This window comes from Mycobacterium sp. SMC-14, assembly GCF_046250075.1.
GTDB lineage: Bacteria > Actinomycetota > Actinomycetes > Mycobacteriales > Mycobacteriaceae > Mycobacterium.
The window spans coordinates 3,987,406-4,006,238 of sequence record NZ_CP176429.1; the positions used below are offsets into that span (position 1 = coordinate 3,987,406).

16 protein-coding genes are annotated in these 18,833 nt (G+C 67.5%); 5 read left to right on the forward strand and 11 right to left on the reverse strand.

Annotated features, from left to right (window positions below):
* Positions 1 to 2: 2 nt before the first annotated feature.
* From ACKY0W_RS18995 to ACKY0W_RS19005, 3 genes are read right to left on the reverse strand one after another with little or no spacing between them, the layout of a single operon-like run.
* Complete coding sequence (locus tag ACKY0W_RS18995) at positions 3 to 761, reverse strand: glucose 1-dehydrogenase (protein ID WP_409435346.1); 759 nt, start codon at positions 759 to 761, stop codon at positions 3 to 5.
* The gene (locus tag ACKY0W_RS19000; protein WP_409435347.1) at positions 761 to 1,558 is read right to left on the reverse strand and encodes an SDR family NAD(P)-dependent oxidoreductase; all 798 of its coding nucleotides are present in this window, start codon (positions 1,556 to 1,558) and stop codon (positions 761 to 763) included. The genes ACKY0W_RS18995 and ACKY0W_RS19000 overlap by 1 nt, the downstream gene beginning before the upstream one ends.
* Positions 1,555 to 2,562 (reverse strand): alpha/beta hydrolase, encoded by a 1,008-nt coding sequence (locus ACKY0W_RS19005; RefSeq protein WP_409435348.1) that lies wholly within the window; start codon positions 2,560 to 2,562, stop codon positions 1,555 to 1,557. Before ACKY0W_RS19005 ends, ACKY0W_RS19000 begins: the two co-directional genes overlap by 4 nt.
* Positions 2,563 to 2,831: 269 nt before the next feature.
* Between ACKY0W_RS19005 and ACKY0W_RS19010 the strand changes: the two genes are divergently transcribed.
* Positions 2,832 to 4,250, forward strand: a complete 1,419-nt coding sequence (locus tag ACKY0W_RS19010; protein ID WP_409435349.1) for a wax ester/triacylglycerol synthase family O-acyltransferase — start codon at positions 2,832 to 2,834, stop codon at positions 4,248 to 4,250.
* On the opposite strand, the gene ACKY0W_RS19015 is transcribed toward ACKY0W_RS19010, so the two are convergent.
* Positions 4,230 to 5,267 carry a hypothetical protein gene (locus ACKY0W_RS19015; protein ID WP_409435350.1) on the reverse strand — a complete coding sequence of 346 codons (1,038 nt, stop codon included), beginning with the start codon at positions 5,265 to 5,267 and terminating at the stop codon, positions 4,230 to 4,232. The genes ACKY0W_RS19010 and ACKY0W_RS19015 overlap by 21 nt on opposite strands.
* A gap of 157 nt (positions 5,268 to 5,424) precedes the next feature.
* Here ACKY0W_RS19015 and ACKY0W_RS19020 point away from each other — a divergent pair, with 157 nt between their 5' ends.
* The gene (locus ACKY0W_RS19020; protein WP_409435351.1) at positions 5,425 to 6,504 is read left to right on the forward strand and encodes an acyl-CoA dehydrogenase family protein; all 1,080 of its coding nucleotides are present in this window, start codon (positions 5,425 to 5,427) and stop codon (positions 6,502 to 6,504) included.
* 15 nt (positions 6,505 to 6,519) lie between these two features.
* On the opposite strand, the gene ACKY0W_RS19025 is transcribed toward ACKY0W_RS19020, so the two are convergent.
* Positions 6,520 to 7,371, reverse strand: coding sequence for an IclR family transcriptional regulator (locus tag ACKY0W_RS19025; RefSeq protein WP_409435352.1), 852 nt, complete (start codon positions 7,369 to 7,371; stop codon positions 6,520 to 6,522).
* A gap of 129 nt (positions 7,372 to 7,500) precedes the next feature.
* Positions 7,501 to 8,277, reverse strand: coding sequence for an SDR family oxidoreductase (locus ACKY0W_RS19030; protein ID WP_409435353.1), 777 nt, complete (start codon positions 8,275 to 8,277; stop codon positions 7,501 to 7,503).
* 142 nt (positions 8,278 to 8,419) lie between these two features.
* On the opposite strand from ACKY0W_RS19030, the gene ACKY0W_RS19035 reads away from it, so the two are divergent.
* The gene (locus ACKY0W_RS19035; RefSeq protein WP_409435354.1) at positions 8,420 to 10,018 is read left to right on the forward strand and encodes a flavin-containing monooxygenase; all 1,599 of its coding nucleotides are present in this window, start codon (positions 8,420 to 8,422) and stop codon (positions 10,016 to 10,018) included.
* Between the two features lie 67 nt (positions 10,019 to 10,085).
* Here ACKY0W_RS19035 and ACKY0W_RS19040 read toward each other — a convergent pair whose 3' ends face one another.
* The 3 genes from ACKY0W_RS19040 to ACKY0W_RS19050 form a co-directional block, all read right to left on the reverse strand.
* Entirely contained in the window at positions 10,086 to 10,901 is an 816-nt protein-coding gene (locus ACKY0W_RS19040) for a 2-keto-4-pentenoate hydratase (RefSeq protein WP_409435355.1), read from the reverse strand.
* Positions 10,902 to 11,001: 100 nt separating this feature from the next.
* The gene (locus ACKY0W_RS19045) at positions 11,002 to 11,931 is read right to left on the reverse strand and encodes an alpha/beta hydrolase (protein ID WP_409435356.1); all 930 of its coding nucleotides are present in this window, start codon (positions 11,929 to 11,931) and stop codon (positions 11,002 to 11,004) included.
* A 41-nt stretch (positions 11,932 to 11,972) separates the two neighbouring features.
* Positions 11,973 to 12,818: a histidine phosphatase family protein gene (locus tag ACKY0W_RS19050; protein ID WP_409435357.1), complete on the reverse strand. Its 846-nt coding sequence runs from the start codon at positions 12,816 to 12,818 to the stop codon at positions 11,973 to 11,975.
* Positions 12,819 to 12,996: 178 nt separating this feature from the next.
* Here ACKY0W_RS19050 and ACKY0W_RS19055 point away from each other — a divergent pair, with 178 nt between their 5' ends.
* Positions 12,997 to 15,234, forward strand: a complete 2,238-nt coding sequence (locus tag ACKY0W_RS19055; RefSeq protein ID WP_409435358.1) for a molybdopterin-dependent oxidoreductase — start codon at positions 12,997 to 12,999, stop codon at positions 15,232 to 15,234.
* A 42-nt stretch (positions 15,235 to 15,276) separates the two neighbouring features.
* Here the strand turns inward: ACKY0W_RS19055 and ACKY0W_RS19060 are convergent, their stop codons facing one another.
* Positions 15,277 to 16,290 (reverse strand): alpha/beta hydrolase, encoded by a 1,014-nt coding sequence (locus ACKY0W_RS19060; protein WP_409435359.1) that lies wholly within the window; start codon positions 16,288 to 16,290, stop codon positions 15,277 to 15,279.
* Positions 16,287 to 17,717 (reverse strand): M28 family peptidase, encoded by a 1,431-nt coding sequence (locus tag ACKY0W_RS19065; RefSeq protein WP_409435360.1) that lies wholly within the window; start codon positions 17,715 to 17,717, stop codon positions 16,287 to 16,289. Before ACKY0W_RS19065 ends, ACKY0W_RS19060 begins: the two co-directional genes overlap by 4 nt.
* Positions 17,718 to 17,815: 98 nt before the next feature.
* Between ACKY0W_RS19065 and ACKY0W_RS19070 the strand changes: the two genes are divergently transcribed.
* A complete protein-coding gene (locus tag ACKY0W_RS19070) occupies positions 17,816 to 18,832 on the forward strand; it encodes an Lrp/AsnC family transcriptional regulator (RefSeq protein WP_409435361.1) in 1,017 nt (338 codons plus the stop codon).
* Position 18,833: the final 1 nt, after the last annotated feature.

Here is an 18,833-nt window from a genome sequence, read left to right on the forward strand (position 1 = left end):
GGTCACGGTGTCGGGGTAGGGATCTTGCCTGCGCTCGCCCCGCCGTCGACGGCCAGTTCTGCTCCGGTCACATACGCCGAGGCATCCGAGGCCAGGAAGGCGACCACATCGGCGACTTCGGAGGGCAACCCGATGCGGGTCAGCGGTGCTCCCGGATGCCCACCCGGGCCGGGCTGGATGCCCAGGTGCGCGACCATCGGGGTGTCGATCATGCCGGGATGCACCGAGTTGACGCGAATCCCATAGGGCCCCAACTCGATTGCGGCGACTTTGGTCATGCCACGCAGCCCCCACTTCGACGCCCCGTAGGCGCTGTAGCCGGCCAGGCCCTGCAACCCGGCCTGCGATGACACGTTGATCACCGACCCTCCACCGCTGGCTCGCATCGGCTCGGCCACCGCCTTGACGCCCAGAAACGCGCCGATGAGGTTGACCCGCAGCATCGCCTTGAAACCCGCGGCGGACTGCTCAAGGAGCGGAACCGACTGGCAGATCGCGGCATTGTTGACCAGCACGTCGAGGCGCCCGAACTCGCTGACCGCAGTCTCAACCACGGCCGCCCACCCGGCCTCGTCCGCGACGTCGTGCCGCACGAACCGGCCCCCGAGTTCGGTGGCGATCCGCTCCCCCTCGTCGTCCAGCACATCGGTCAGCACCACCCGTGCACCGAGCTCGGTGAACAACCGGGCCTCGGCGGCACCCTGACCGCGCGCTGCTCCGGTGATGACTGCGACCTTCCCGGTCAGATCCACGCCCGCCATCAGTCGCGATCCTGATCGATACCGGTCAACATCAGTTCGGAAACGCGCCGGGGGAACTCGGTGAACTTCGCCATCGGAACGATGTTGCGCGGCATGATGACGTGCCGGCGGTTGCGTTCGATCGCCCCCGCGATGGCCTCCGATACCGCCACCGGGTCAAGCGATTCGCGGGGAATCATCCGCCACCGAATAGACCGTTCAATGGTGCGCCGGGCCGGCCCGAATGCCCGAATGTGGTCGATCATGTCCGTCTTGACCTCGCCGATCTGCACCAGCGTGGTGCCGACCGGCTTCCCCCGTAGCTCACCGCGGATACCGGCGGTGAAGTGGCTCAGCCCGGCCTTCGACGACCCGTACAGGGTTAGTCCGGGCCCCTGCGAGATGGCGCCCATCGACGACACGTTGACGATATGGCCGCGACCACGCGCCACCATGCCCGGTATCACCTGGCGACACAGTTCCATCGGCGCTGCCAGGTTGATCTGCAGGAGGTTGCGTATCTGCGCAGGGGTTGCCTCGTGAAACCGGCCGACATGGTCGACGCCGGCATTGTTGATCAGCACGTCCAGCGGGCCGTCGGCTTCGACCCGGCCGATCAGCGCCTCCACCGCCGCCGGGTCGGACAGGTCGGTCGGGTAGGCCTTGCCGCCCAGTTCCTTGGCCAACTCCTCGAGGGCAGCACCGTCGCGCGCCACCAGAGCCACAGCGCAGCCATGCGCAGTCAGCACTTCGGCAATGCGTCTGCCGAGCCCGCGGCTGGCGCCGGTGATGAGCACTCGGCTGTTCTGCAGTTTCATCGCGCCCTTTCTTCTTCTGCTGAGTCGGTGAGGGATGGTCGGGATGTCTTGGTGCCCAAGGCGTTGCGCAAGACGGCGCACACGTCCTCGTTGGCTTCACGAGCCAACGGCAGGTGGTCGGCCAGATTGAAGAAGCCGTGAAAGCCGTCGTCGTAGCGCCGTACCGTGGCCGGAACTCCAGCGCCGCGCAGCCGGCCCGCGAAGTCTTCGCCCTCCTCGCACAGCGGGTCCTGCGTTCCCGTCACCACGTGCGCAGGCGGCAGTCCGGCGAACTCGCCGAGGATCGGCGAGGCCAGCACATTGCTGCGGTCGCCGTCACTGCCCAGGTATTGCTCGGTGAACCATTGCATATGCGACCCGGTGAGCACGCCGTTCTTAGCGTGCCGGCTGGCCGTCGACGACTTGCGCCGCTGGTCGACGACGGGGTAGATCAGCACTTGGAATGCGATCTCCGGTCCGCCTCGATCGCGGGCAACCATGGCCACCACCGCGGCAAGGTTGCCGCCCGCACTGTCCCCGGCGACCACCAGCCGCGCCGAGTCAGCGCCGAGTTCCTCGGCATGGCCGGCCACCCATTCGGTGGCAGACCAGGCGTCCTGTACCGCCGCCGGGAACGGGTGTTCGGGCGCCAACCGGTAGTCGACTGACACCACCACGGCCCCCGTTCCGTTCGCCAGCCGCCGGCAGCACGAGTCGTGAGAATCGAGGTCGCACAACACGAATCCGCCGCCGTGGAAGTAGACCAGCACCGGCGGCCGTTCACCGGACTCGCCCGCACCGGCCGGGTAGTAGATCCGCACGGGCAGCGACGTCGCCCCAACGGGGCCCGGAATGAGGCGCTCCTCGATGCGCGCCACCGGAACCGGGACGGCCGGCCGGCGACTGGCTTTCAAGTTGGCCCGTACCTCAGCTGCGTTGCCATTTCCAGCAGCGATCGACGCGAACGCCGCACCCATCCGGCCGGCGGTCTCGCGCTTCATCGAGTCGGGGGTCGGTCGGCTCATGGGGCACTCCCTTCGAGTGGCTGCAGACCACATCCCCGACCGGGAGCGAGTAAGCGGTCCACAACGCCAGTCGCCCTGGTCCAGGGGGTTTCTCTGGCTTCACAAGCTGCACCATATGGCGGCACGGGCCGCTTCCGAGCCGCTGCGTCTCACTGGGTGAGACAAACGGTCTTCCCCGACACAGCCGCATGCCACAGTGACTCAAGCCACACGCCGGAGCGCCGTGAAAGCGACGTGCGTGCCAGCCAATGCAGCCAGTGAGGTGAGAAATGCGCCGCCTGAAGGGCGAGGACAACAGTTTCTTCGCATGGGAGAACGACGTACAGCCGCAGTACACGATCAAGGCAGTCGTGCTCGACCCGAGCAAGGGGCGTGAGGCGGTCACCCTGGACACGGTCCGGGCCGCCGTTCCGGCGTTGGTGCAACACGTCGAACCGCTGCAATGGCAGTTGCTGATGCCGCGCTTGGGGTTCGGCCGGCCCTGGTGGGTCGCGCGCCCCAGCATCGACCTGGATTACCACGTCAAGCACACGACAGCGGCGGCGCCCGGCGGTGATTGCGAACTGGCGGCGGTGATCGGCGAGATCCTGGAATCCGACACCGAGCGGCACCGCCCACCGTGGCAACTGTGGTACGTCGATGGTCTCGCCGACGGCCGGGTCGCCTTCGTCTTGAAGGTTCACCACGCCATTGCCGACGGCATGGCCTCCCTGCGGCTCCTCGAGACCATCTACAGCACCGATCCCGACGCTTCGGTTCCCCTACCGCCGTCCACACCGCCGGCGGTGGAGCAGCGCCCGGCGCTGTCGACATGGCTGCCGATGGTGCTGCGCCACCAGACTGACGCGGCACTCAACTTCCCCCGCATCATTGCCCGCAGCGTGCGGGTCGCCGGCATCATGCGCCGTCGCCAGAAGTCCGGTAGGCCCGGCTACGCCGCTGCATTCTCCGCACCAGGAACCCGGTTCAACGCACCGCTGACGACCAGCCGCAGGTTTGCCTATCACAGCTGCGACATGCCGGCCATCAAACGGCTCAGCAAGGCTTTCGGCGTCACGGTCAACGACGTTTTCCTAGCCGTTTGCAGCGGCGCGCTGCGCGACTTCTTGGACCGCAACGGTGAACTGCCCGTCGAGACACTGACCGCGGTGGTCCCGGTGTCGATGCGGCCGCCGGGGGCCGAGACGGAGTGGGGTAACCACGTAGCGCGGTGGAACGTGGTGCTCGCGACCGATATCGCCGATCCAGTCGAACGTCTGCGTGCGATCGCCGACGCCACGAAGACGGCCCGCGAAGTACAGGCAGAGCGGGATGCCCTGCTGCAGCACGACTGGATGGAGTACTGGCCGCTGTTCTGGTTCTATTCCCGCGCTTTGCCACTGGTCAGTGAGCGGATGACCCGCCGGCCGACCTTCAGCTTGATCGCATCGAACATGCGGGGCCCTCAGCGCCGCCTGTACTGGGCTGGAGCGCCGATCGAAAAACTCATCTCGACGGGCCCGGTGGTGTTCCCCATGGGCCTGAACTTCACCGGGTGGAGTTATGAGGACCAGATGACCATCTGCACGCTCGCTTGCGGGGACCATGTCTCCAACGCATGGGAGATCGCGGATGGCCTTCCCCGGGCGCTCGCCGAGTTGGCGGCTTTGGCACCGGCCGCACCCGAGTCAGTCGACGAAGCCGTCTGACAGGCCGTCCAGCAGCCGCGCCGTCAGCCGGAAGCACACGTGCGTGCCCTGCCATAAACGCGTAACCGGATCCGAGGCGGCCAGTGCATGCCTCCGGCTGCTGGCCAGCAGATCGTCGGCCGCATCACGTACTCGTGCAGCGGCCTGCAACTGTTCTGATGCCGCCGCGCGCAGCGCTGCAGCGTCGGCGGAGCCGCCGAGCGGCGGCAGCGTTGCACTGAGTTGCAGTCTGGCCGCGTCGATATCGCAGGCAGCACGACCCACATGCGCGGTCGACGATGGCCGGTCCATCACCTCCTCGCTGCCGTAAGAGGCCGACAGTCGCTGGCGGATCTCCCGGACGTGCCGCTGCCAGACTCCATCGGCTGCCCCGATCACCGTCGCGGCCGCCCCCGCGCCGGGCAACATCGACGCGAAAGACTGGAAGATTCGGTGTGCCGGCACGGCAACGTCGGACACGGTGACGTCGCAGATGTCGGGTCCGAACAGTCCGGACGGATTGCGCGTCGGCTGGGCGCTCACCTGCTCACGGGGCAGTAGCACCCGGCAACGGCCGCCGTCGTCGTCAGCGGTCAACAGGAGCCAATCCGCAAGATCCGCGCCGCCGACCGCGTGCCAACAGCCGGTCAGTCGGGATTCCGCACCGGCGAGTACCAGGCGTCCTTCCGAGCAGTAGCCCGGCGCGATCAACGCCGTGCTGTCAGCGCCCCACACTTCGTCGGCGGCAGCGCCAGGCAGGCTGCCGACCTCGTGGGCGGCCGAGTTGAACATCGCGGTAAGCCATCCCAGCGAAGCGTCCAGCGCGGCAAGTTCCGAGACCGCCTCGACGAACTCTTCGGCCGCCACCGCCGGGCCTCCGTAGCGCACCGTCTGCAACATTCGCCATCCGCCGCACTGCTGCAGCACTGCCGTCAATTGTGGTGTCGACGGCAGCTTTTCGTCCTCAACAGCAAGGATCGGCGCCACCGCATCGAGGATCTCGCGCGCGACGCTGTGCACGGTAGACGGCCGGGCCACTCCCACCTCCTTGTGCGATGAGGAATGGTATCCAAGTTTGACCGAAACGAAGCGGCTGTTGTGCCGCAGTTCATTAGGCTGATCGTATGAAACGGCTTTCGGGTGTCGACGCGCTGGGCCCGAACGCCGCAGAGTTGGAACGCGTCGGCGGCGTCGCATGACCGTCGAGGCGGTCCGCGCGCTACTTCCGGCGATCGCCGAGGCGGCGGCCGACGTCGACCGCAACGGCGCTGTCCACGACGACATTATCGACGGCCTGCACGAAGCCGGGTTCTTCGCGATGCTGCGGCCCGCCGCATTCGGGGGGATGCAGGCCCACCCGGACGAGTATCTGACCGCCAGCCGCGACATCGCGGCGGCATGTACCTCGACAGGTTGGCTGGCCGCGATGTTGGGCGTGCACGCCTGGCACCTAGCACTGTTCGACGAGCGGGCTCAGCGCGATGTTTGGGCCGACGACCCACGAGCGTTGCTCTGCGAGTCCTACGCGCCCACTGGGCGGCTGGAACAGACCAGCGGGGGATTTCGCCTGTCCGGCAGGTGGAGCCGTTGCGCGGGCGCGCAACACGCGTCGTGGCTGATGGCCGGGGCGGTGCTGGTCGGCGAGGACGGCGCCGCCCAGGACTTCACTGTCGCTCTGGTGCCCCGTGAGGACTTCACGATCGAGTCGAACTGGAATGGCCTGGGTCTACGCGGTATCGGCGCCGACGAAGTGGTGGTCTCCCGTGCGATAGTGCCGCACTACCGCACCTTTGGTGTCAGCCAGCAGCCACGCCCCGGCCTGGCGCCGCTCTACCGACTTCCACAGACAGTGTTGTACACACATGCCGGGACCGTGCCGGTGATTGGTGCCGCGCTCGGGCTGCTTGCTGCGCGCCGCCCGGCCTTCAGCGGCCCCCTGGACGCGATAGCGCTCGCGAGTACCGGCGTGCAGCTGTCGATACGGCAAATCGCACGCAATATAGACGAATTCATGATCTGCGCGACCGGCGATCAATTCCCGGACGCCGCGCTGTTGTTGCGTGGCAGACGCGACCAGGTGATGGCGTTCGAACGCGCGGCGCAGGTGATCCGATGGTTCGTCGAGCGGTCCGGACCGGATCTCGACGGGCTGGTGGAGCGGGTCTGGCGCGATGTACAGACTGCCCGCATGCACGTGTCCAACGACTCCGAGCGGGTGCTTTCGGTCGTGGGTCAGTTCGCATTCGGTTTGAAAGTCGACGAATTCATCTTGTGAGCCGCACCCGCTGAGCTACACCCACGCATCAGAGGTCAGGGTGCGCAGTACCCGGGACAGCATGGTGTCGGTTTCGCTCACCGAAGCTTGCGAACCCCGCACCGCCGCTTCGGGATCAGCTCTGCCCAGATAGTGGGAGATACGGCCGACAGCGCGCATCACGAACGGCGCAGTGCGCTGCAACCGGTGCATCGGCAACGTACCTGTCAGTGACAAACCAGCCACTTCCCCGTCGCTGGTGCGGATCGGGGCGGCGACACTGCACAGACCGACGGTCAGTTCCTCGTTGTCGTAGGCCAGGCCGTTCCGGGACCGGATTCGGGTCAACTCTTGGTGCAGGGTGGCCAGTTCCACGATCGTGGTCCGGGTGAGCCTGGTCAACGGCCCGCTGAACACCGAGTCGACCTCTTCAGCCGGGAGCTGCGCGAGCATCGCCTTGCCCAGCGCACTGGCATTCGCGGGGGTACGGCCGGCGATCCGGGTCGGCAGCACGACTCCGCTGCGCCCGGCCACCTTGTCCAGATATACGACTTCACCGCCGAGCAGCACGCCGAGGTGGACCACCAATCCGGTATCTGCGTGGAGCCGTTCGAGTGTCCGCGAGGCGACGGCACGTAGCTGGGAGTACTCGACCATCCGGGTCACCGGAAGTGATGAGGCCGCCAGCGTGTATCCGTCGGAGCGGTGACGCAGCAACCCGGCGGAATGCAGCTGGTTGAGGATGCGATGAACCGAGGAGCGTGGCAGCTGCGTGCGCGACACCACTTGATCGAGCCGCAGACACTCGCCGGGCTCGAACACGTTCATGATCAGCGCGACCCGAGCAACCATCGACGTCGGCGGGTCCCCGCGGCCAGCAGCTGCCATAGTTCCACGCTAAGCGTGCACGACCCCGCGGATACGGATTTCGCAGCCGGTGATGTACGCGCCCTCGTCGGAGCCCGCGGCGGCCGCGCCGGCCAACAGGACCAGATTGTCGGCCGACCGGCTCATCTCCTATTGGCCCATCGCGTATTTCACTGTGGGGCCGGCCGTCCAGCCGCCGTCCACGGCGATCTCGGCCCCGGTCACGTAGGCGGCGTCATCCGAGAGCAGATAAGTGACCGCACCGGCGATTTCGTCGGGGACACCGACCCGTCCCATTGGGGTGTTGGGGTAGTTGCCCTCGCCGAGTTGAATACCGACTTCGGCGGTCATCGGGGTGTATGTCATTCCGGGGTGTACCGAGTTGACCCTGATCCGGTCGGTGCCGAGTTCGGCCGCCGCGATCTTCGTCAGCCCCCGCACGCCCCACTTGGAGGCTCCGTAGCCCGCCGTGAGCGGGAGCCCCATCAGACCGGCCGCAGAGGAGATGTTCACGATCGAGCCACCACCGGCGGCCCTCATCGACCCGATCACAGCCTGAATACCGTTGAACCCGCCCACCAGGTTGACCTCCAGCACCGTACGGAAGTGGTCGACGGGTTCATGCTCGATGAACTGTCCGGTCGCGATGCCGGCGTTGTTGACCAGACCGTTGAGCGATCCGAATTCGGCACTCGCATAGGACACCGCATCGGCCCACTGCGCGGTATCGGTGACGTCCAGGTGGATGTAACGCGCATTCGGACCGAGCTCCTTGGCCAGCTGGCCCCCCTCATCGTCGAGCAGGTCGGCGATGACCACCTTGCCGCCGAGGCCGGCGATGCGGTGGGCGAATGCTGCGCCGAGCCCTCGAGCACCGCCGGTGACCAGGGCTACCACCGCCGAGAGTCGGTCCGAATCCGGTTTCATCGCAACAATCTCCTTTTCCCACCTGCCGCAAGCCAGGCTCATCTACTGCACACAACCACAGCGGGAAATAGCGCCCGCCTCAATTCCCACCCAGCGGGACAACCCCTGTTCCAGGCTCTGGCCGCGTCGGTAGCTTCCTTGCATGACGAGCTCCGTTGATGTCGTAGTGATCGGTGCCGGCTTCGGCGGGCTCTACGCGATACACCGATTCCGCCGCGACGGTCTGTCGGTACAGGCGTTCGAGGCCGCCGACGGTGTGGGCGGCGTCTGGTACTGGAACCGCTACCCCGGGGCACGCTGCGACGTGGAAAGCGTCGACTATTCGTACTCGTTCGACCAAGACTTGCAACAGGAATGGGACTGGACCGAAAAGTACGCCACCCAGCCGGAGATCCTGGCCTACCTGAATCACGTCGCGGACCGTTTCGACCTGCGGCGGCACATCAGGTTCGCCACCCGGGTCACCGACATGGCCCTCGACGAGACTGCGCTGCGCTGGGAGGTCCGCACCGACAGTGGCGACGTGGTGTCAGCCAAATTCTGTGTGCTGGCGGTCGGCCCGCTGTCGAATGCGAACATCCCGGCGATCGATGGGCTGGACACCTTTGGCGGGCAGATCTATCACACCGGACGGTGGCCGCACGAAGGCGTCGACTTCACCGGCAAGCGGGTCGGCGTCATTGGTACCGGCTCGTCCGGCATTCAGGTGATTCCGCCTATCGCTGCGCAAGCGGCCCATTTGAACGTGTTCCAGCGCACCGCCAACTATAGTGTGCCGGCCGGCAACATCCCGCTCGATGACGCCACTAGGCAGGCCCAGAAGGCCGGCTATGCCGAACGCCGGCGGCTGTCGATGGACAGCGGCGGCGGTTCACCGCACCGGCCCCACCCGAAACTGGCCGTTGAAGCCTCCCCCGAAGAACTTCGTGACGCCTATGAGAAGCGCTGGCAGCTCGGCGGCGTGCTGTTCGCCAAGACTTTCGCCGACCAATCCACCACGATCGAGGCCAACGACACCGCACGGGCGTTCTGGGAGGAGAAGGTGCGTGCTGTCATCGACGATCCGGCGACGGCGGAACTGTTGATTCCCAAAGATCATCCGATCGGCACCAAGCGAATCTGCACCGACTCGAACTATTTTCAGACCTTCAACCGGGACAACGTATCCCTGGTGAATCTTCGGTCTACGCCAATCGAACGGGTCGACGCCACGGGTGTGCACACGTCCGACGCGCACTACGAGCTCGATGCCCTGGTGTTCGCGACCGGATTCGACGCGATGACCGGATCGGTTGAAAAGTTGCGGGTCGTGGGCCGCGACGGTCAGACCCTCAATGAGGCATGGGCCGACGGCCCGAACACCTATCTGGGATTGGGGATTCCGGGCTTCCCGAATCTGTTCAACCTCACCGGACCCGGCAGCCCCTCGGTGTTGGCCAACATGGTGCTGCATTCGGAGCTGCATGTCGACTGGATCGCCGACGCTATCGGCTATCTGGTCGCCCACGACGCGATCGCTCTGGAAGCGCGCCGGGACGCGGCCGCCGAGTGGGGTGCCGAATGCTCGCAGCGTGCGGCAGGGACCCTTATGACGCAAGCGAACTCGTGGTATCTGGGCGCCAACATCCCGGGCCGGCCGCGGGTCTTCATGCCCTTCATCGGTGGATTCGGTGTATACGGTCAGATCATCGCCGCGGTTGCCGAGGCCGGCTACAAGGGATTCGACGTTATCGAATCCTGAGCCGGCGGTTCAGCGAGCCTCGACGAAGGAGAGGCGAAACTGGAACCGCCGCATTAAGACCGGCGGTTCACCAGAATTCGACAGAGACGCTGCCGATGCCGGCCAATTCGGCCCGGAATCGATCGCCCACACCGACATCGAAGGCATCGGTGCACGCCCCCGACAGAATGGTGTGGCCCGCTTCCAGACGCACCCCGGATCGTGCGACAGTGCGAGCCAGCCAGGCCACCGCGGCCGCCGGATTGCCCTGCACCGTACCGGTGTTACCCCGCGTGACGACGACCTCGCGTCCCGCGTGACCGGAGTAGAGCACCGCATCGATGTCGGCCAGGTCCGCGGCTGACGGCGAACAGCCCTGCCAGCCCAGCACGAATCGCGCGGCGCAGGCGTTGTCCGCGATCGCGTCGACAATGCCGATACGCCAATCCTGGATGCGACTGTCGATCACCTCGATCGCTGCGGTGACGTAGTCGGTGGCGGCGAGCACATCGCGTTCAGTGCAACCGTGCCCAGGAAGCCGGTCACCGAGCACAAATGCGACCTCGACTTCGATCCGGGGCTGGTACCGTCCGGACAGTTTCACGGTATCGCCGTCGTGGGCCATCATGTCGGTGAGCAGGTGGCCGTAGCACGGCTCATACACCCCGACCGTCTGCTGCATCATCGGGGAGGACAGTCCGACTTTGTGCCCGCAGATCGCCGAGCCGGCGTCGACTCTGCGCGCGATGTTGCGCCGCTGAATCGCATATGCGTCATCGATGTTCAGCCCCGGGGACATATCTCGCAGGGATTCGATAGGACGGCCCAGCCGTTCCGCGCGCCACAACGAGGTTGCCGCGGCCGCGCGTCCGGACGCCTCGGCGATGCTGATCACTGGCGACACGATGGTTCTCCCCTGAACGGTCAGTGGGTCAAGTGTGCGAAGCACGGCGGGACGGTTCAAGCGGAAGTCCCGCTGAGCGGTACGCGGGCAGGGCCGAACCTCAGCCCCTCAAGAACTCCGCGATGTCGGCCCACAACGTCTGTCGGGCGCGCCGCGCCAGCTGCAACATCGGCATGGTCAAGAACCCGTGGATGGCACCCGGATAGTCGCGGTGGGTGGTCGCAACGCCCGAGGATGCCAGGGCCGCCGCATAGGCCTGCCCCTCAGAGCACAGCGGGTCGCAGCCCGCGGTGATCACCACGGCCGGGGGTAGCCCGACGCGTACGTCCTGGATCGGCGAGGCGTAGCGGTGGGTGCGGTCGGTGCTGCCGGGCAGATACTGATCCCAGTACCAAGCCATGGCCGCGGCGGTGTTGTAGAAGCCTTCCCCGAACCTCCGGTAGGACGCGGTCGAGAAGTCCGCGGCGATCACCGGGTAGATCAGTGCCTGACAAGCGATCTCCGGTCCGCCACGGTCGCGGGCCATCATCGCGGTGACCGCGGCAAGATTCCCGCCGGCGCTGTCCCCGGCGATCACCAGCCGACCCGGATCCGCGCCCCACCGCTCGGCGTTGCGCGCCGCCCAAGCGGTCGCCGCGTACACGTCGTCGGCAGCCGCCGGCCAGCGCGCCTCCGGCGCCAGCCGGTAGTCGACCGACACCACCACCGAGCCCAGCCCGTTCGCCATGGCCCGACAGAGTCCGTCGTGAGAGTCCAGGTCGCAGAACACGAATCCACCGCCGTGCGCGAATACCACTACCGGCAACACCGCATCAGCTGCCGTTGCGGGCCGGTAGATTCTGACCGGGATCAGCCCCCCGGCGCCGGCCACGCTGCGCTCGGCGACACCGCCGACCGGCTCCGGCTCGCCGGGCAGCTGCCGGCGGTCGCGAATTGCCGCCCGTGCCTGCGGACCGGTCATCGTCTCGACGCGCGGGAAGCCCGCATTGAGCGCCGGCAAAAGTTCGGCGATCTGAGGATCGAGGTTCACGGGCAGCTCGTCGGCAGGCCGGCCCGAGAAACGCAGAGCCATCAAATCGCGGCGGCGAGGTCGGCAACCTGCTGCGGCCGTCTCCAGCTGACCAGCGTCCAGCCGTCGGTGGGGTTGCCCTCCAGCACCACCTGGCTGGTGTTAGTCAGCGGATGGGTCCAGATCAGCGAAGGGTCGGGATTGTCGACGTTCATCTGCACCCACGCCATGATCGCCGCGCCATGCGAGAACGCCACATCCTGGTAGGTGGGGTCGTCGGCGTTGATGCTGGTGTCGTAGATCTGTTGAACGGCCCCGCTGAAGCGGTCCTCGAACGCCATCCCGTTGTAGTCCGAGGAGCCCAGCAGCGGCACCCAATACAGCCCGTAGGTCCACGCGATCGGGGCAGCCAGATACATGAAGGCCATGTTCTTGAACTCATCCCCGGTCGACGCCTGGATGCCTTCCCAAATGCCGGCGCTGATCTCGTTGAGGCCGGACAGGTTGGTGACGTTCATGCCCATCAGATCGGCGAACGGAGCGGCGGTTTCCTGGGTGCGGACCAGCCCGGATGCAAAGATCCCGTCCACACCCGTCGCACCGTACTGGTCGTAGAGTTGCTGCCCGACCTGTTCTGCCTGAAATTGCCCGTTGTAGGCGGCCGGATACGGGTCACCGGTCAGGTGCGCCCCGGGCGCGAGGGTCCCGTTGATGAGATTCACGTTGTCCGTCGAGGTGCCATGTCGGACGAACTCCAGCAGGATGTCCTGGGCCCCACCGGCGGTGAGCCGAACATCCGCGACCGTGGACCCCGGCTGTGGTGCGGCTACCGGGGTGGCGGCGACCATGCCGGCGCCTGCCAGGGCGACACCGGCGGTGATCAAAGAGCGGGCGACAACGTGAGGCATGGCAGTCTCCGTTTCTAGCGTTTCAGCGCTGGGCTGTGATCGGACTCACAGCGCCGGACGCTAGCTGATGGAAACGTGAGGAAAGAACCAGTTGTCTCAGTGAATGGGATAATAGAGTTTGTCCACTGAGCGGGACGAGCCCAGCCGTCCTGACCGCGATGCTCCTAACATCGCCGACATGACGCTTGGGTCATTGGCCGACACCGGCGAAGACGGTCGCCACCTGCTCACTTGTCCGCTCTGTGAAGCCATGTGCGGCTTAGAGATTCACGTCGACGGCGGTCGAGTCGTCCGGATCAGCGGCAATCGCGACGACGTCTGGAGCCGCGGTCACCTCTGCCCGAAAGGCGCCTCGCTCGGCGCGGTCCACGAGGACCCGGATCGCATCCGAGTGCCGATGATCAAGGTGGACGGCGAGTGGCGCCAGGTCAGCTGGGATGCCGCGTTTCGCCGCTGCACCGAACTGCTGCAACCGATCATCGCCGAACACGGCATCGCTGCCGTGAGTTCCTACGTCGGCAATCCGACTGCGCACACGTTCTCCCTGGGCCGCTACATCGGGATGCTGCTCGGAATGTCCGGCATCCCGACCAGCTACTCATCGGGCACGGTGGACCAGTGGCCCAAGAACGTGACCTCCCACCTGATGTACGGAAGCTGGTGGGCTATCCCGGTCCCGGACATTGCACGCACTGACCTGCTGGTGATCATGGGCGCCAACCCGGCGGTGTCGCAGGGTTCGCTGCTGGCCGCGCCGAACATCAACGCGATCATCAGCGACATCCGCAGCCGTGGCACCGTGATCGTGATCGACCCGGTGCGCACCGCGACCGCCGCCAAGGCAGACGAATGGCTGCCGATCACGCCGGGTACCGACGCAGCACTGCTGCTCGCGGTTATCCACACCTTGTTCGACGAAGACCTGGTCCGGCTGGGCGTCGCCGGCGAGTACATCGATGGTGTCGACACGTTGCGGGCGATCGCCGCGGACTGGCCGCCTCAGCGCGTGGCCCCGGCGACGGGGATCAGTGCCGATCGGATCCGCGGGTTGGCGCGACAACTTGTCGCCACTGACAAGGCGGTGGTGTACGGCCGAATCGGCTTGTGCACGCAGGAGTTCGGGACTCTCGCCAGCTGGCTGGTCGACGTGGTCAATATCCTCACCGGACATTTCGACACCCCGGGCGGCGCGATGTTCCCGCGCGCCACAGCGTGGTCGCTGACCACACAGCAACTGCCCGGCCTAGAAGGCGGTCGGCCCGAGTTCGGCAGGTGGAGCAGCCGAGTCCGCGGCGCCAAGGAAGTGCTGGGCCAGACCCCGGTGTCATGCCTGGCCGAAGAGATCGCCACCCCGGGCGAGGGACAGGTCAAAGCGCTGATCACCGTCGCGGGCAATCCGGTGCTGTCCAGCCCGGCCGGTCACGACCTCGACGCGGTACTGCCGAGGCTGGACGCGATGATCGCGGTGGACTGCTGGCTCAACGAGACGACGCGGCACGCCGACGTGTTCCTGCCCGGCCTCTCGCCGCTCGAGCAACCGCATCACGACGACCTGCTGCTGCAATTCGCGATCAGCAGCATCAGCAACTACTCACCGGCGGTGTTCGTCCCCGAGGACCCCGACCGCCCAGACGAGTGGGAGATTCTGATCCGGCTGACCGGCCTGTGCACGGGGACGCCGGCCGAAGACGTCGACGTCACCGCGCTCGACGACGGCTTCTTCGACGTCCTCTGCTACCTGCAGGGCTTGACCGGGCCGGAGATCCGCGCGCAGTACGACCACGGCGGCCCGGAGCGGATCCTCGACCTGACCCTGCGGACCGGGCCGTTCGGCGACCGCTACGGGGAGAAGCCCGACGGTCTGACGCTGGATATGGTCAAATCCCAGCCCAACGGCATCGACTTCGGCCCGATGGTGCCGCAGGTGCCCGAAATCCTGACCACGCCGGAGGCGAAGGTTCGGCTGGCACCGCAGTATCTGCTCGACGACCTGCCGCGGCTGGCGGCGAGGTTGGAGCGGGAGTCCGATGAATTGGTCCTGGTCAGCCGGCGCCACCTGCGTTCCAACAATTCCTGGATGCACAACTTCGGGCCGCTGATGAAGGGCAAGGACCGCTGCACGCTGCTGATCCACCCCGACGACGCCGCGGCACGCGCCCTGCGCACCGGGGACACCGCCGTTGTCGCGTCGGCGACCGGGCGCGTCGAGGTTCCCGTCGAGGTCACTGATGCCATCAAGCCGGGCGTGGTGTCGATGCCGCACGGCTGGGGTCACGGCCGCGCCGGCACCCGCCTGGCGGTGGCCAACGGCTCTCCCGGGGTGAACAACAACATCCTGGCGCCGCCCACGTTCATCGACGAACCGTCGGGCAACGGCGCGGTGAACGGCATCCCGGTCAGCGTCCAGCGGGCCTGAGGCCTGCGGCCAGGACGGCGCAACCGTCTTTGCGACGGTCCGTCACTGCCAGAGCTTCCCCCGACACCAATCCGCGGCGTCCGCCGCGGCGAGATCGACGGTGCGCGAGTGCATACCGTTCCACCAGTGCAGCTCGACATCGGTGCCGCGTCCACGGTGCGACCGGGCCAGGCGGTGGGAGAGCCAGAAGGGCGCCACTTCATCGAACCGGCCGGCGTCGATGCGCAGGGGAACGCCGGCGGGCAGACGCAGGTCGGCCACCTCGTCGGTCCGGAACGAGTCGAGCAGGTGCCGGCGCACCTCGGCGCCCCGCGGCCCCAGCAGGGCGCGAGGCGCGAGCGCGCCGAAGGAATCCCGTTTGCACAGCTCGCTCAGGCTGCGGTCGCCCAGGTGCGGCCATCGGGCCAGCGCCTCGCGGCTCAGCCCGCCGTCCGCCAACAACGTCCGCAACGGCTCCCTCGTCGTCGCTGCGCCGTCGATCATCAGGGCGATGAGCGCCGTCACCACCTGAAATCCGGGCAGCACGACCGGCAGTCGCAGGGCTGCCCCGATCGTCTGGCCCATCCGGGTCACGGGCGTGAAGGCGACCACGGCGCGCAGGTCGAACCCCTCGACGGGTCCGACCGCGACCGCGTGCAACGCCGCGAGCGAGCCCTCGGAGTGGCCGGCGCTGATCCACCGACCGTCGAGCGGCCATTGCTCGCGGGCCCACGCCAGCAGGTCACGCACGCTGCGCCCGAGGGAGGCGCCGCGCAGGTACGGGTGCGGGCCGGGGCTGCCAAGGCCCTCGTAGTCCGGTTGAAGGACCACCGCGCCGGCGTCGGCCAGCCGCGAGACGAACGCGTCACCCTGATGGATGCGGCGCGACTCGGGATGGCCAGTCGTGGCCAGGCTCGGCGCGGCCCGGTCCGAACCGCCGGTCGTCATGTGACCGTACGTCACCACCGGCCAGCCGGATGCCGGTGGCGGACCGTCCGGCAGCCACACCAGTCCGGTCTGCGTCATCGGTTCGCCATCGATCGACGTCGACCCGAACGCGACGGAGTCGACGATCACCAGCGGCCCCGCGGGAGCAGTCGACGTAGACGCCGCGGGACGAGGCCGATCCGGCCCGCTGGCCGGTGGTCGGCGGCATCGATGAGGTCGACGAAGGCCCGGCCCACGGCCTCGAGCTGGTCGACGTCCACCTGCTCGATGGTGTCGGCATCGTCGTAGAGGTACAAGGGGCCCGAGACGAGGCTGATCGTGGGCACGCCCGCCGCGAGAGTGAACGAGGCGTCCGTGGGGATGCCGCCGACGAGGAACTCCAGGGCCGTCGCGTTGAGCACCGAGGTGGAGTGCAGTCCGCGGCGGCGGATGGTGCGGACCAACTGCCACTTCAACGCGGGACCGACGTTCTCGAAGAAGGCGCGTGGCTCGGTGTCGCGCAGCGTCTCGAACCCGCCACCGGCGCCGACACGAGACCGCAGGCCCACATGCTCGACCGTGAGGTTGAGGGCCAGCGGGAAGGGGCTCTGCGGGTCCAGGGCGTACTGGCGGGCGAAGCGTTGGTGGGCCTGGTAGCCGGTGAAGTGGGTGTCGAAGGTGACGAACATCAGGGTCTTCTCGCGGCGGCCGTGGCGTCGGGCACGAGCGACCTCCTCCTCGGCGATGGCGATGACCTCAGCGGTGCCGCTGGCATCCTCGACGGCGCCGGGACCGACCGAGTCGTGGTGCGACTGCACCATGATCGTCTCGGCGGAGCGGCCCCGCAGGACGCCGACGACCGTCGACGATCGGACGCGTTCGCGGGTCGAATCGAGGGTGAGCGTCGCACGCGGTTCCTCGCGCAACAGGGTGCGCAACCGCGCGCCGCCGGCACGGGTGACCCAGACGCCCGGCAGTTCCATGAGCGTGCGCCGGTAGTACTCGTTGTGGTAGGCCAGTGACTCCGGGTACTCGGCCAGCACGCCGATCACGCCGACGGCACCAGCTGCCTTCGCCTCCGTCATGACCCGGGTCAGCGTCGTCACGTAGGGGTTGCGCGACGTGAGCACCTCGCGGCGCAGCATCCGCCGACCGGGATCGTGGACGTACTCGGTGAGCGGCAACAGGCTGGCCTGGCTCATCGTGAACCGCAGATCGAACAGCACGAGGCGTCCCCGCACGTCGTGGCGTGCGACCCGGTCGGAGCGTGCGTCGACGACCTCTGCGGTGAGCCCGTCGGGTCCGGCCGACCACGCCCCCACGGCGTCGTGGGCCGGCAACTGGCAGTGCCGCACGGGTGCTGCGGGCACCTGCTCATGCCCGACGCGCACACCCACGCGCGGCGCCTGCCAGCGGAAGGCGTCGTCCGGCTCGATCCAGACTTCATCGAGGCCGGCGGCGGTCAGCCGGTCGCGCACATACTCGGCCGCCGCGACGCCGCCCGGGGTGCCGGTGGCGCGGGGGGCGAGGTCGACGAGGTCGACGATGGTGGCTACGAGTTCGTCGGTGCGGATCACCTTGCGACCTTAAGATGATCCGACGTTTTTACATGAAATTATGCGCTCTTCTAACAGAAAAATGACCGTTGATGCAGGATTCCGCTATTCTCGAGCCCGTGAATGGGCCCTTGCCTGCGGCGTGGCGACCCCCCGAACCCCTGGCCGAGATCGACCTCGCTCTCATTCACGCCCTCCAGGTATGGCCGCGGGCTCCCTGGCGTGCGATCGGAGCAGCCCTCGGCATCGACCCCGCGACCGCGGCGCGCCGATGGCAGCGACTCGTCGACGACCGGCTCGCGTGGCTCGTCATCCGCCCGAGCGCGCAGCAGTTGGCCCCCGATCGCGATGCGACGCTGGTCCGCCTGGCCTGCCGCCCGGGCTCAGCGGCGGCGGTGGCGACCGGGATCGCCGAACGCGGGGACGTCCTGGCCGTCGACGTGCTGGCGGGAACGGATGCCGTCGCCGCGATCCTGCTCGGCCGTGGCCTTGCTCCGCTGCACGACGAGGTCGAACGGCTCGCCGCCGAACACCCCGACGTGACCGGGGCGCGCACGGTCTTCCTCACCGCCGTGCACCGCGAGGATGCCCAATGGCGGCTTCGGGTGTTGTCCCCGGCCCAGCAGGCCCACCTCACGAGCCCCCACACGAACACGGTCGACCGCGGGCGGCCACCACGTCCCGAGGTCGTCGCCGACCTGACCGCAGCCCTCGGCGAAGATGCCCGGATGAGTCTGGCTGACCTCGGCGGACGCCTGGGGACCTCCGAGGTCACCGCCCGGCGATTGCTCGATCGGGCATTGCGGACCCAGTCGATCCGGTTGGGCTGTGACGTCGTGGCACCGGCGGTGGGCGCGGGTCGGGCCGTCCTGCTCGAGGTCGAGGTCGAGGATCCGCACGGTGCCGGACGGGCGATAGCCGCGCTTCCACCGGTGCTGCGCTGCGCCACGGTCGTCGGTCCGGCGAACCTCGTGCTGGTGGCGCGATTCGTGTCCCTGGCCAACCTGGCGGAGTTCGAGTCCGCGGCGTCCGCCCTGGCTCCCGGCTGGCAGGTCCGTGACCGCGCCACCGTCACGCACCCGGTGAAGCGTCAGGGGCGGCTACTCGATGCGGACGGTCGAGTGCGCAGCGACTGAC